Origin of the sequence: Azospirillum brasilense, assembly GCF_007827815.1 — a bacterium.
Lineage (GTDB): Bacteria > Pseudomonadota > Alphaproteobacteria > Azospirillales > Azospirillaceae > Azospirillum > Azospirillum brasilense_C.
In genome coordinates this window covers 28,180-41,274 of the sequence record NZ_VITH01000015.1, presented here as the reverse complement: position 1 = coordinate 41,274, position 13,095 = coordinate 28,180, and the positions used below count along the sequence as shown (strand labels likewise).

The following is a 13,095-nucleotide window of genomic DNA, read 5'->3' as shown; positions in this document are numbered from 1 at the left end:
CCCCCCGTCGCTCACCCCATCCCGGCTGTCGCAGAAGCGAGGACACCCTAAGAACCGCGCCGCGCCCGTTCCCGATACGCTGAACGACAAAAGACCACAGGAGAGGAAACAATGGACAAGAAGCCGCCCCAAACCCCCGCTCACTCGACCCTGGTCCTTCTCCGCCCGAGCCGCCGCGCCGTTCTGGCCGCCGCCGCCGCCGTGCCGCTGGTGACCATCCTCAAGCGCCCGGCCAACGCCGCCGAGTTCCAGTTCAAGTACGCCACCGGCCAGGACCCGACCCACCCGGTCAACATCCGCGCGCAGGAGGCCATCGACCGCATCCGCGAGGCGACGTCCGGCCGGCTCGACATCAAGCTGTTCCCGGCCAACCAGCTCGGCAGCGACACCGACCTGCTGGGGCAGGTGCGCAACGGCGGCGTGGAGATCTTCAACCTCTCCTCGCTGATCCTCGCCACCTTCGTCCCGCTGTCCGGCATCACCAGCATGGGCTTCGCCTTCAAGGACTACGACGCGGTCTGGCAGGCGATGGACGGCGAGCTGGGCAAGCATGTCCGGGCGGAGATCGCCAAGACCCCGATCATGACGCTCAGCAAGATCTGGGACAACGGCTTCCGCCACGTCACCTCCTCCACCCGCGTCATCAAGACGCCGGAGGACATCAAGGGCTTCAAGATGCGGGTGCCGCCGGCGCCGGCCCTGACCTCGCTGTTCAAGGCGATCGACGCCGCCCCGGCGCCGATCAACTTCAACGAACTCTACTCGGCCCTGCAGACCACCGTGGTGGAGGGGCAGGAGAACCCGCTGGCGATCATCGCCACCGCCCGCCTGTACGAGGTGCAGAAGTCCTGCAGCCTGACCGGCCATGTCTGGGACGGCTACTGGGTGCTCGGCAACAAGCGCGCCTTCGCGCGCCTGCCCGCCGACATCCAGGCCATCGTCGCCCGCGAACTGGACCGTTCGGCGGACGACCAGCGGGCCGACATCGCCGCGCTCACCGAATCGCTGCAGAAGGACCTGTCCGCCAAGGGGCTGACCTTCCACACCATCGACCGCGAACCGTTCCGCAAGGTGCTCGCCGGGACGAACTTCTACGCGGAGTGGAAGGAGAAGTACGGGGCCACCGCCTGGGACCTGCTTGAGAAGGTGACCGGCAAGCTGGGCTGACGCGGTCCGCCGACGCGGCCGGCTCCCGGTTCCCCAAGAGCCCTGCGGGGCCGGCCGCCTCCCCACAACCGATCGTCCATGCGAAGGGCTGGTTACCATGAACACTCCCGTCAACACGGCGGACGCCGCCGTTCACGGCGCCGGGCGGCCATCGGGCGCCGGCACCGGCTGGCTCGACCGGCTGGACCGCGGCATCGGGCTGCTGGTCGAGACGCCCGCGGCGCTGCTGGTGCTCGCCGAGGTCGGCGTCCTGCTGGTCGGCGTCATCTGGCGCTACCTCCTGCACAGCCCGATCATCTGGTCGGACGAGCTGGCCTCCATCCTGTTCCTCTGGCTCGCCATGTTCGGCTCCGTCGTGGCGCTGCGCCGTGGCGAGCACATGCGGATGACCGCGATCGTCGGCATGCTCCAGCCCCGCACCCAGGCGTTCCTCGACGTGGTGGCGATCACCGCGGCGCTGGCCTTCCTGCTGCTGATGGCCGAGCCGGCCTATGAATTCGCGGTGGAGGAGGTGTGGGTCACCACCCCGGCGCTGGACATCCCCAACTCCTGGCGGGCGAGCGCGCTGCCGGTGGGCTTCGTCCTGATGATCGCGGTGGCGCTGCTCCGGCTGGCGCGGCTGGGCCGCCCGTCCGACGTGCTGCGGGCGGTGGTGGCGGTCACGGCGGTGGTCGGCGTCATGGCGCTGGCGGCGCCGCTGTTCGCCGGGCTCGGCAACTACAACCTGCTGCTCTTCTTCGTGGTGGGCGTCGGCGCGATGGTGTTCCTCGGCCTGCCCATCGCCTTCGCCTTCGGTCTGGCGACCTTCGGCTATCTGGCGCTCGCCACCTCGACCCCGGCCATCGTCATGGTGGGCCGCATGGACGAGGGGATGAGCCACCTGATCCTGCTGTCGGTGCCGCTGTTCGTCTTCCTCGGCCAGCTGATCGAGATGACCGGCATGGCCCGCGCCATGGTCGGCTTCCTGGCCAGCCTGCTCGGCCATGTCCGCGGCGGCCTGTCCTACGTGCTGATCGGCGCCATGTACCTCGTCTCGGGCATTTCCGGGTCGAAGGCGGCGGACATGGCGGCGGTCGCCCCGGTTCTGTTCCCCGAGATGAAGGCGCGCGGCGCCAAGCCCGGCGACCTCGTCGCCCTGCTGTCGGCCACCGGCGCCCAGACCGAGACCATCCCGCCGTCGCTGGTCCTCATCACCATCGGCTCGGTCACCGGCGTGTCCATCGCCGCCCTGTTCACCGGCGGCCTGCTGCCGGCCGTCGTGCTGGGTGCGGCGCTGGCGGCGCTGGTCTGGTGGCGCTACCGCCACGAGGACCTGTCCCACGTCCGCCGCGCCAGCAAGGCGGAGATCGGCAGGGCCTTCCTGATCGCGCTGCCGGCCATCGCGCTGCCTTTCATCATCCGCGCCGCGGTGATCGAGGGTGTGGCGACCGCGACCGAAGTGTCGACCATCGGCATCGTCTACGCGGTGGTCGCCGGCCTGCTGATCTACCGCCAGTTCGACTGGCGCCGCATCTACCCGATGCTGGTCGAGACGGCGTCGCTGTCCGGAGCGATCCTGCTGATCATCGGGGCGGCCACCGGCATGGCCTGGGCGCTGACCCAGTCCGGTTTCTCCAGCTCGCTGGCCGAGGCGATGCGGGCCCTGCCGGGCGGGGTGCCGGTCTTCATCGTGGTGTCGATCATCGCCTTCATCATCCTGGGCAGCGTGCTGGAGGGCATCCCCGCCATCGTGCTGTTCGGACCGCTGCTGTTCCCCATCGCCCGCCAGCTGGGGGTGCATGAGGTGCACTACGCGATGATCGTGATCCTGGCCATGGGCATCGGCCTGTTCGCCCCGCCCTTCGGCGTCGGCTACTACGCGGCCTGCGCCATCAGCCGGATCAACCCCGACGAAGGCATGAAGCCGATCATCGGTTATCTGGTGGCGCTGACCATCGGCCTGATCGTCGTCGCGGCGGTGCCCTGGATTTCCATCGGTTTCCTGTGATCCGTCTTCCGGCCCGGTTGCCCGACGTTTTAACGGTTGGACCGGGCCTCTCTCTCCTTCTTCCGTTCAGGAAAGTGATACGGCCATGATGACGGTGGGCTTTATCGGCCTCGGTTCCATGGGCATGCCGATGGCGTGCAACCTGCTGGCCCGCGGCTTCGCGCTGCGCGGCTTCGACGTGCGGCGCGAGAGCGTCGCCGCCCTGGAAGTCCGTGGCGGACGGGGGGCGGACAGCGCCGCCGCCGCCGCCGAAGGGGCCGACGCCCTGGTCCTGATGGTGGTCAACGCCGCCCAGGCCGAGTCCGTCCTCTTTGCCCAAGGCGCGCTGGACCGCCTGCCGGACGGCGCCACGGTGATCCTGATGGCGACCTGTCCGCCGGACGCCGTCGCCGCGCTCGCCGCGCGGGTCGAGGCGGCGGGGCGGCGCTTCGTGGACGCCCCGGTGTCGGGCGGGACGGTCGGGGCGGTGGCCGGAACGCTCTCGATCATGGCGGCGGCCCCGGCGGCGGTGGTGGAGCGGGTGCGCCCGGTCCTGGCGGCGATGGGCGACAAGGTCTTCCACGTCGGCGAGGCGCCGGGGCAGGGCGCCACGGTGAAGACGGTCAACCAGCTTCTGTGCGGCGTCCACATCGCCGTGGTGGCGGAAGCCTTCTCGCTGGCCGCCAAGGCCGGCGTCGATCTGGCGGTCCTGTTGGAGATCATGAGCGGCTCGGCCGCGTCGAGCTGGATGCTGAAGGACCGCGGCCCGCGCATGCTGGAGGCCGAGCCGGGCATCACCAGCGCGGTGGACATCTTCGTCAAGGACCTCGGCATCGTCCTGGAGGCCGGGCGCGGCGCCAAGGCGGCGCTGCCGCTGGCCGCCGTCGCGCACCAGATGTTCCTCTCCGCCTCCGGGCGCGGCGAGGGCACGATGGACGACAGCCAGGTGATCCGCAGCTACCACCTGCTCAACGGCGTCACGCCGGGGTGAGGCGGCCCCGCCGGTCCAGGGTCGCGCGGCTTACCGATAGCGGCGGCTCGGCCGCCGCCGCGGTCCCAGGAACCAGGCGATCAGGGCCGTCAGTGCGATGCTGCCGGCGAGGGCGGCCATCATGAGTCCGCCGAAGCCGCCCGTGTCGGAGGCGATGCTGCCGACGCCGGCCGACGCCAGCCATCCCGGCGCGAGCATGGCGGGCGCCCACACGGCGGCGGACGCGACATTGGCGAACTGGAACCGGCGACCGTTCATCTTCATCATCCCCGCAACGAGCGGGACGATCGAGCGCAGGGGGCCGAGAAACCGCCCGATGAACACCGCGGCGAAGCCGTAGCGGCGGAAGAACAGGCGCGACTTCGCCACCTCCGCCCGGTATCGGGACAGGGGCCGCCGGTACACCACCGTCGGCCCCAGCCAGCGTCCCAGGCTGTAGGACACGGCGTCGCCCGCGATGGCTCCCAGGACCGCTCCGGCGACCACCGGCACCGGGTCGATGATGCCCAGCCCCAGAAGCGTGCCGAACATGATCATGAGGGCCGTCGCCGGTACGGCGAGGCCGACCAGGACCACCGATTCGCAGAACGCCAGGACCGCCACGATCGGGCCGGCCCAGTCGTGATGGCGTTCCAGGAAATGCATGACCATCTCGACGGCTGCATCCATGATGTGATCCACCTTCGGCCGTTTCAGGGAAGCGGAGAGACGGCACCGCCGTCGCGGACCTCTTCCAACCGTCCCAACCAGTCCTAGCCGCTGCGGCTGACACGATCCTGACGGCCTCCCAATTGCGCCGCGGAATCGCCGGTCCGCATCAGGTGCGTGTCAGATTACGACGGCAGGCTGCCGCCGTACACGACACCAAGAAGAAACGGAGACGGGACGATGCAGATATGGGAAGCGGCTGTTCTGGGGCTCTTGCAGGGCCTGACCGAGTTCCTGCCGATCTCGTCGAGCGCGCATCTCAGGATCGCGGGGGAATTCCTGCCATCCGGCGCCGATCCCGGGGCGGCCTTCACCGCCATCACGCAGATCGGCACGGAGTTGGCCGTCCTCATCTATTTCCGGGAGGACCTGATGCGGATCGCGACGGCGATGATCCGCCAGACATCGGGTATCGGCGGCCACGTCCCGGAGGACGCGCGCCTCGGATGGCTCATCGTGGTTGGCAGCGTGCCCATCGTCGTCCTCGGCCTGCTGTTCAGCGGAGCCATCGAAACAAGCCTGCGAAGCCTCTACATCGTCGCCTCCACGCTCATCGTGTTCGGCATCATCCTGGGCGTCGCGGACCGCTACGGCCGCCGGCGCAAGGTGCTGGCCGAGCTGTCGTGGCGCGACGGCCTTCTGCTCGGCTTCGCCCAGGCGATGGCGCTCATCCCCGGCGTGTCGCGGTCGGGGGGCACCATCACCGCGGCCCTGATGCTGGGCTTCACGCGGGAGGCGGCGGCGCGCTACTCCTTCCTCCTCGCCGTTCCGGCGGTGTTTGGGTCGGGCTTCTACCAGCTCGCCAAATCCTGGGGGGAGCCGCAGCACGTCGCCCTCGCCCCGACGATCGTGGCGACCGCCGTCGCCTTCCTCGTCGGCTACATCGTGATCGTGGCGTTCCTGAAGCTCGTGTCGCGGGCGTCCTTCATGCCGTTCGTGATCTACCGGACGGTGCTGGGGCTTGCGCTGCTGGCGCTGTTGCAACTCGGCGTGATCACGCCCTGACGGGTGTCGGGCGGGGTGGGGCGAGCGGCACGATCAGCTCGATGGCGAAGGTGGGGCCGGCTCCGATGCGGGCGTCCCCACCCAGATTGCGCAGGATGCGGCGGACGATGGCCAGGCCGAGCCCGGACCCCGGCGAATTCTGCGCGCCCTTGTGGAAGCGCTCGAACAGCACGTCGCCCTCGTCCTGTGCGACCGCCGGCCCTTCGTCGGACACGCGCAGGACCGCCGTGCGCTCGTCCCGGCTCGCGAGGGACACCGAGACCTGCCCCCGCCCGTGGCGGAAAGCGTTGTCAAGCAGGTTCCTCAGGGCTTGGCGAAGCTGCCGGTGCGCGTCCGCGACCACCAGCCCTTCGGCGACGGCGACGTCGATCGTGCGCGACGCCGCCTCATAGGCCGGGAGCATGTCGGCAACTGCCTCCCGGACGATCCTGGCGAGCCCGATGGGGACGTCCGACCCATCGGGACCCCGCTCGCCACCCTGGTCGGCGCGGGCCAGGACCAGGAGCTGGTCGATGAGGTGGCGCATCTGCTCCATGTCCCGCGCGATGGCGCTCCAGTCGGGGCTTGGCTCGGTGCGCGCCTTCTGCAGCCGCAGATCGAGCACGGCGAGCGGCGTCCTCAGCTCGTGGGCGGCATCGGCGGTGAAGCGCCGTTCTATTTCGTACGCCGACGACAGGCGGTCCAGCGCCTGATTGGCGGAGATCGCCAGCGGAACGATTTCCTCCGGCAGTTCGCGCAGCGGGATACGCCGGTCGGGATGGGCGACGCCGATGGTCGCGGCGAGGTCGGCCGCGCGGCGGACCGAGCCCAGCATCCAACGCGCCAGGAAGACGATCGACACCAGCGAGATGGCCGCCAGGATCGCGATGACCACGGACGACCCGGCCATCCGCGCCCGGAAGAGCTGGCACAGCTCCTCGCAGTCCTGCCAGTCGTTGCGGCTCGCGACGAGCACGCGGTCGCCGTCGATCAGGCGCGTCGTGATGGCGGCCCGCGCGCTTTCGGGAAGCGTCTCCGGATTGCGGAAGGGCAGCGGTGCGGCGCCCGCCGGCGCGCTCGCGACGAGATCGCCGGCGCGCGTGTAGAGCGCGTAGCGCCAGTCCGAGGCGGAGAACTGCACGGGGAGCGCGCCGAGGTTCGAACCGTCCGGGGCGGGCGTCACCGTGGCGAGAAGGGTGTCGACCTGCTCGTTCAGGACGTGCGCGCGGATGTCCTCGTCCAGGTCGAGCAGGTAGATCACGACGTTGCCCACCCCCAGCGCGAAGACGAGCGCCATGACCAGGAGCAGACGGGAGCGCAGGCTATTCATCCGCAAGCGCCCGCGCCTCCGCCGTCATCTTGTAGCCGACGCCGCGGACCGTGGCGATCTGGACGCGGGCCCCCGCCGCCTGCAGCTTCTTGCGCAGTCGGGAGACGATCGCCTCGATCGCGTTCGGCGTGACGGCCTCGTGGATGGCGTACAGGCGGTCTTCGAGCTGGTCCTTGATGACGATGCGCGGCGCCGACCGCATCAGCTCCTCCAGCAGCGCGAACTCCTTGCGCCCGAGGTCGAGCGACCGCGCGTCCACCCGGGCGTCCCAGGACGGGACGTCGAAGGTGAGGTTGCCGAGCGCGAAGGACTCCGTCCGGCGCGGTCCCGGCCGGCGGAGGACGGCGCGCAGCCGGGCCTCCAGCTCCCTCAGGTCGAAGGGCTTGACCAGATAATCGTCGGCCCCGGCGTTCAACCCGGCGAGACGGCTTTCCAGAGAATCGCGGGCCGTGAGGATGAGCACCGGCACGCCGTGCGACTCCCGCCGCCGGACATGCTCCAGAACGGCCATGCCGCCCGCTCCGGGCAGGCCGAGGTCGAGCACGATGCCGTCGTAGCGGGTGATCCCGAGCGCCGTGATCGCTTCCTCGGCGGAACCCACGGAATCCACCACGAAGCCGACCTTCGCCAGATGGCCGGCGACCATCTCCGACAGGGCCTGATGGTCCTCCACCAGCAGCAGTCTCACGTCGTCCTCGCTGACATCAGGCTGCCCGTTCCCGCAGGGATCGCCAACGCCGCAGGAGGTCGTCGCGGTCGCCGGCCAACGTTTCCACGCCGGCCCAGCCGTTCCAGGCGCCGGCGATGCTCCACGCCGGATCGCTGACATGGGCCTGGGGCAGGCGGTAATGAAAGACGGCCCGGCTTCCGATCTTCTCATGGGGAAGCGCCGCCCTCACCCGGTCCGGGAAGAGGTGCAGGAACAGGGGCAGCAGGTCGAGATCGCGGTTCCGCGTCGGGTTGGCGGCGAGATAATCCTCGGCCAGGGTCGGCAGGTCCGGCCAGTAGTCCGGGGCGACGACGCGGCGGACATAATCGTCCGGATAGGGCGAGGGGAGGAAGGCCGGCGTCAGGCCGCGGCCGACCGTCTCGCGGCGCAGCCGGGCGTTTCGCAGCAGGAACGCCTTCAGCACGGCGGTGATCGTGCCGGCGTCGAGGCTGGGCGGATCGATGTTGAAATGCAGCCCCAGCGACCCGAACCACGTCGTCCCGGTGCCACGGGCGCCCGCGTCGCGCAGCGCGCGCAAGGCGTCGTCCACGCGGTGCAACTCGTCGACGGGGAGCGGCGCGGTGATCAGTTCGCGCGGCACGACGCCGCTCAAGGCCGCGCCGAGCCAGGCGGCCAGCGCCGGGTTCAGGCGAAGGCGCTGGGCCGCCGCCGTCCGCCGCGGGTGGGCGTGGCGCACGTCGAGTTCGACGCTCAGGCGCCCGATCGCCGTGTCCTGGACATGGAAGGCGTGGGGGTCCTCCTCGACGCAGGTGCCGCCGAACGCGCGCGCCAGCGCCTGGGCGGCGGTCCGGGCGTCGATGCCCAGGAACTCGACCTCCACCCCCACGCGCCGGATCGTCCCTTGGGCGGTTCGCATCGACGGCGGCCGCCGGAAGCGGAGAGCGGAGCGGAGGGTGGTCCTGCGGCCTTCGGGTGGGGAATCGGTCGCCGGCGGAGGGTCATGATGGTGCATGCCCCGCATGTGGCCCCGCGCCTCCGGTTTCCAAGATGGTCCGCTGCAACGCACAAAAGTCCCGCCATGGGCAACGGGCGCCTTCCGTGGCCCGGCCTCGCCGCAAGGCGCACGAAACCCGACTGGACGCGCGATCGTCGTGCCCCCAAATAGGCGGACGCCACTTGGGGAAACCTGAAGCCATGCCGATCACCGCGCGCACCGCAGCCCTCGTCATCGCCGCCGGCCTGTGCGCCGCCACCCCCGCCAGGGCGGCCGATCCGGCGCCCGGAACCGGGCCGCTGTGTTCGCCCACGGTGTCCGCTGCCCTGACCAGCTGGGACATGGGGCTGCAGGCGGCCGGCACGTTCGGCGACCGCGCCGTCGCCCTGGCGAAGGAGAAGGGGCGGGAGTACATCCTGCCGCTGCTCGGCATTGATCCGGCGGGGTCGCCGCCCGGCGCCGAGGATGGGACCAGCGCCATCGGCCGCCTGCTCGAATTGAGCCGGCAGGATCCGCAGCAGCGTCTGGATCTGTGCATGGCGATCACCGGGGCGGTCGAATCGGCGAAGGGCTCGACGGCGGCCGGCCTGGAGGCACTGAAGCGGGCTCTGGACGGCGTCGCCCGGCCGGCGCCGGCGGAGAAACCGGCAGAAAAGCCGGCGGACGGGCAGATCCGGATCTGACGGCGTCCGCAGGCGCAACGGGGCGGGCGCGTCCGGATCGTTCGGGGGTGCCACCAACGGTTTCGGGCCGCCACCCCGACTTCACGGTTGCGCGAAGGCGTGCCGAAACCACATGATCGCGGCAGGTGCAACAAAGACGGAGCGCCCCCGGCGACCGGCTGGGGACACCATGAACGTTTCAAGCGGCCCTTGTAGGCCGCAGGGTACCCGGCCCGACCGGATGTCCTGCGGCGTTCCCCCGCAGCCCGATTCGGGCGATTCCCAAGACGCAGACCCGTGGCCGGGCAGGCCCTGGCAGCCAAGCCGGGCGTCGAGCCGGTGCTGGGACCAGGCCAGGGCGCCCCTCGCCCCGCCCGGCCCACGCCTGTGGTCAGCCGCCCAACCGCCCCTGAGCCGTTGGAGCCCGCCGTCTCTCCTCACGTCCGGAATCGCCCGTCATGCTGTCTTTTGAAATCGCCATCATCGTCGCGCTGACCCTGTTGAACGGGGTGTTCGCCATGTCCGAGCTGGCCGTCGTCTCGTCGCGCAAGGCCCGGCTGCAGAGCATGGCCGACCAGGGCAACGGCGGCGCGCGGATGGCGCTGCGGCTGATCGATGACCCGAGCCGCTTCCTCAGCACGGTGCAGATCGGCATCACGATGGTCGGCGTCGTCGCCGGCGCGTACGGCGGCGCGACGCTGGGCGACCGGCTCGGCCAATGGCTCGACAGTTTTCCCGCCCTGGCCGGACGGGGTGAATTGCTCGGCGTCGGCGGCGTGCTGGTCGTCATCACCTATTCGTCGATCGTCCTGGGCGAGCTGATTCCCAAGCGGATCGCCCTGAAGAGCCCGGAGCGCGTGGCCTCGCTGATCGCCCCGCCGATGCGCCTGCTGTCGCGCATCGCCGCTCCCTTCGTCTGGCTGCTCGGGGCGTCGACCGACCTGCTGCTGCGCCTGCTCGGCCTGCAGGGGGCGCGGGAGGAATCGGTCACCGAGGAGGAGGTCCGCTCGATGATCTCCGAAGGCACGCAGACCGGCGTGTTCGCCCCGGCCGAGAAGGAGATGATCGACGGCGTGTTGCGGCTGGCCGACCGGACGGTGCGCACCATCATGATCCCGCGCCCCGACGTCACCTGGCTCGATCTGGGCAAGACGCAGGCCGAGCAACTGGCGGCGATCCGCGCCGGGGGCCATTCCCGCTACCCGGTGTGCCGCGGCGAACTCGACGAACTGGTCGGCGTCCTTCACACCCGCGATCTGGTCGAGTCCCTCGTCGAGGGCCGGCCGTTCGATCTGGAGGCCCAGGTTGTCCGGCCCCTGGTCGTGCATGACGGCACGCCGATCCTGAAGCTGCTGGAGTTGATGAAGACCTCCGGCCACCATCTGGCGGTGGTCGTCGACGAGTATGGCAGCATCGAGGGCATCGTCACGCTGACCGACATCCTGGAAACCATCGCGGGGGATCTTCCGGAGGCCGGCGAGGCCATGGAAACCGCCGCGGTGCGCCGGGAGGACGGATCCTGGCTGGTGGAAGGCTGGATGCCGGTGGACGAGTTCGAGGACACCGTCGGGCTGCGCGGGGTGCGCGGCACAGGTGACTTCCACACGGTGGCCGGTCTGGTGCTTCATCACCTGGGCCACGTCCCGGTGGCCGGCGAAGCGTTCGAATGGGAGGGCGTCCGGATCGAGGTTGTGGACATGGACGGCCGCCGGATCGACAAGCTGCTGGTCGTTCCCCGGCCCGTTCCCTCCGCGGGGGCCGACGAGTAACCGGACTCCCACTCCGAACGCCGCATAGCCCCATCCGGGGCAAGGTGGGACGCCGGAAGCCGCCAGGGCGCGACGCGCGCTTGGTGGTTCCCGGCGTTCCGCTTGTGGCCATGCCGTGGCCGCCCATGCCATGGCCGCCCATGTGGCCGAAGACGGGCGCCCGGGCGCGAGGCGCCCGTTCCATGACTCTCTCGGCGTCGATCACGCTCGTCCGATGTGGAAAACGGTGGCGCTACGGGCAGGGACTCATGGTCTGCGCCAAGCGCGGACCCGTGAGCCGTTCGGCCTCAGCGTCTTCACTCTCTGGCATGTCGAGTGAGCAGAGACGCCTGTCCACTGCGGGGATGGCCATCGGAGGAAAAGTCATCGCCGAAGAAAGAGGCGTCAAAAAGTTAAGACTAAGCTCAAGCTGGGCCGGTATCAAACATCTTGTCGATGCGAAGACTTTCTTTCCAATGCTAATGTAATTTTGTTCGACTGCATGATGTGTGAGCGGACAAAAATGTTTGCACATTCGTGTGCTCTAAGGCATTGATCTAGCATACGTGCTTGGTCAGCAAAATTTTCAAAGTTTGCACCTGACCACCATGTGGGAGCATTGGGTGGCGATATGCCCAAACAAAAATGTTTGCTCGTAACTCCTGGCAGGCATCTTCTGAGGCCGGCTCCAGCCACCGTCCGGTTGAGTTTATCTGGAGTGCCTTCGGGCGGTCCACGCCAGGCATGAAGCTGACCGGGCCGCCGCCCACTTCCTGTCGTTCAGAGTGTTGGCCGGCCGTGCGTCCGGAAGAACCTATTGAGCGCATCGAACGGTTCGGCCTCGCCGAGGGCGTCGAAGCGCCCGTGGTCGGCCAGCATGCGGGCCGCTCGCAGGAAGCCGCCCCAGGCGGCGCGGTTGAGGCCGCTGCCCAGGCTGATGCGACGGACGCCCAAGGTGGCGATCTGCTCCACCGACAGGCCAACCGGGGACGAGACCAGCAGGTTGAGCGGCTTCGGATCGACGGCGTCGACCGCCGCCTTGATGACGTCCGGGGTCCGCAAAACCGGCGCGTAGAGGACATCCGCGCCCGCGGCAGCGTAGGCCGGCAAGCGACGCAACGCTTTCTCGACGGTCGCTGGGTGATCCACCAGTAGGGACTCGCAACGTGCGGTCAGGAGGACGCCGGTTACCCCAAGGACCTGCGCACCAAGCTGCACAGCACGAACCCGCTGGAGCGCCTGAATGGCGAGATCAAGCGGCGGACCAACGTCGTCGGCATCTTCCCCGGGGAGGGGGCGGTCACCCGTCTCGTCGGTGCCTTGCTGCTCGAACAGCACGACGAGTGGGCGGTGTGCCGGCGGTACATGACCATGGAAAGCATGAACGAGCTGTGCCACCCTCAGACGGCTGATCCGCTGCCGATTGCCGCGGAGTAGGCCGGTGGCTTCACCTCGCCGAAGAGCACAGAGGCCCCCTCAGACACCACGCCTCGGGGCACGAACTGCGCAGGAGTTCGAAACCGGCTCGGCCGTACATGGTACGCTTGATGGTCTTCAGTCGATTGATCCGTCCCTCGACCAGGCCGGTCGGACCAAGCCGGTCGACCAGGGCGTCTCCAGCGCCGCCCGCACGGTCGCCAAATCCTTTCGGAGTCCGGACGCGAAGCCCTCCAGCGATGTCCCGGCGGTGGCCGCCATCCAATCGTCGAGGGTGCCCGTCCCCTGCTTGCGCACCAGCGCAGCGAAGCGGTGCGCGGGATCACGTACGTCGCCGAGCACAGGGACATCGGCCAGCAGCGTGTCCACGAACCCCCGATCAACCTCCGCCAGTTCCTTCTGGTCGGTCTGCAGAAGGCGCGCCACGCCTCGGATGGA

General features: G+C 69.5%; 12 protein-coding genes and 2 pseudogenes. 8 read left to right on the top strand and 6 right to left on the bottom strand.

From position 1 onward, the window contains the following. Positions 1-111: 111 nt before the first annotated feature. The 4 genes and pseudogenes from FBZ83_RS25210 (at position 112) to FBZ83_RS32505 (ending at position 4,124) form a co-directional block, all read left to right on the top strand. Positions 112-1,167 (top strand): TRAP transporter substrate-binding protein, encoded by a 1,056-nt coding sequence (locus tag FBZ83_RS25210; protein ID WP_145689443.1) that lies wholly within the window; start codon positions 112-114, stop codon positions 1,165-1,167. Between the two features lie 97 nt (positions 1,168-1,264). Beyond that, positions 1,265-3,154, top strand: a complete 1,890-nt coding sequence (locus FBZ83_RS25205) for a TRAP transporter large permease subunit (RefSeq protein ID WP_014198864.1) — start codon at positions 1,265-1,267, stop codon at positions 3,152-3,154. A gap of 64 nt (positions 3,155-3,218) precedes the next feature. Next, a pseudogene (locus tag FBZ83_RS32510) lies at positions 3,219-3,710 on the top strand (NAD(P)-dependent oxidoreductase); the annotation flags it as partial. Further along, the gene (locus tag FBZ83_RS32505) at positions 3,696-4,124 is read left to right on the top strand and encodes an NAD-binding protein (RefSeq protein ID WP_348982522.1); all 429 of its coding nucleotides are present in this window, start codon (positions 3,696-3,698) and stop codon (positions 4,122-4,124) included. The pseudogene FBZ83_RS32510 and the gene FBZ83_RS32505, both read left to right, overlap by 15 nt. A 30-nt stretch (positions 4,125-4,154) precedes the next feature. Here FBZ83_RS32505 and FBZ83_RS25195 read toward each other — a convergent pair whose 3' ends face one another. Beyond that, positions 4,155-4,793: a DedA family protein gene (locus tag FBZ83_RS25195; protein WP_145689441.1), complete on the bottom strand. Its 639-nt coding sequence runs from the start codon at positions 4,791-4,793 to the stop codon at positions 4,155-4,157. Positions 4,794-5,012: 219 nt separating this feature from the next. Between FBZ83_RS25195 and FBZ83_RS25190 the strand changes: the two genes are divergently transcribed. Beyond that, a complete protein-coding gene (locus FBZ83_RS25190; RefSeq protein WP_145678902.1) occupies positions 5,013-5,837 on the top strand; it encodes an undecaprenyl-diphosphate phosphatase in 825 nt (274 codons plus the stop codon). Here the strand turns inward: FBZ83_RS25190 and FBZ83_RS25185 are convergent. The 3 genes from FBZ83_RS25185 to FBZ83_RS25175 are packed head-to-tail and all read right to left on the bottom strand — an operon-like array spanning position 5,827 to position 8,732. Then, positions 5,827-7,146 (bottom strand): sensor histidine kinase, encoded by a 1,320-nt coding sequence (locus tag FBZ83_RS25185; RefSeq protein WP_145689440.1) that lies wholly within the window; start codon positions 7,144-7,146, stop codon positions 5,827-5,829. The genes FBZ83_RS25190 and FBZ83_RS25185 overlap by 11 nt on opposite strands. Beyond that, on the bottom strand, positions 7,139-7,834 hold the full coding sequence (locus FBZ83_RS25180; protein WP_145689439.1) for a response regulator transcription factor: 696 nt from the start codon (positions 7,832-7,834) through the stop codon (positions 7,139-7,141). The genes FBZ83_RS25185 and FBZ83_RS25180 overlap by 8 nt, the downstream gene beginning before the upstream one ends. 16 nt (positions 7,835-7,850) lie before the next feature. After that, positions 7,851-8,732: an amidoligase family protein gene (locus tag FBZ83_RS25175; RefSeq protein WP_211101697.1), complete on the bottom strand. Its 882-nt coding sequence runs from the start codon at positions 8,730-8,732 to the stop codon at positions 7,851-7,853. Between the two features lie 278 nt (positions 8,733-9,010). Here FBZ83_RS25175 and FBZ83_RS25170 point away from each other — a divergent pair, with 278 nt between their 5' ends. Both FBZ83_RS25170 and FBZ83_RS25165 read left to right on the top strand, forming a co-directional pair. After that, positions 9,011-9,493, top strand: a complete 483-nt coding sequence (locus tag FBZ83_RS25170; RefSeq protein ID WP_145689437.1) for a hypothetical protein — start codon at positions 9,011-9,013, stop codon at positions 9,491-9,493. Positions 9,494-9,930: 437 nt separating this feature from the next. Continuing rightward, positions 9,931-11,241, top strand: a complete 1,311-nt coding sequence (locus FBZ83_RS25165; protein ID WP_145689436.1) for a hemolysin family protein — start codon at positions 9,931-9,933, stop codon at positions 11,239-11,241. A gap of 759 nt (positions 11,242-12,000) precedes the next feature. Here the strand turns inward: FBZ83_RS25165 and FBZ83_RS25160 are convergent. Then, the gene (locus FBZ83_RS25160; protein WP_247888472.1) at positions 12,001-12,438 is read right to left on the bottom strand and encodes an isocitrate lyase/phosphoenolpyruvate mutase family protein; all 438 of its coding nucleotides are present in this window, start codon (positions 12,436-12,438) and stop codon (positions 12,001-12,003) included. Here FBZ83_RS25160 and FBZ83_RS25155 point away from each other — a divergent pair. Next, a pseudogene (locus FBZ83_RS25155) lies at positions 12,406-12,657 on the top strand (transposase); the annotation flags it as partial. The gene FBZ83_RS25160 and the pseudogene FBZ83_RS25155 overlap by 33 nt on opposite strands. Before the next feature lie 117 nt (positions 12,658-12,774). Here the strand turns inward: FBZ83_RS25155 and FBZ83_RS31555 are convergent. After that, positions 12,775-13,083, bottom strand: a complete 309-nt coding sequence (locus FBZ83_RS31555; RefSeq protein ID WP_186466185.1) for a transposase — start codon at positions 13,081-13,083, stop codon at positions 12,775-12,777. Positions 13,084-13,095: the final 12 nt, after the last annotated feature.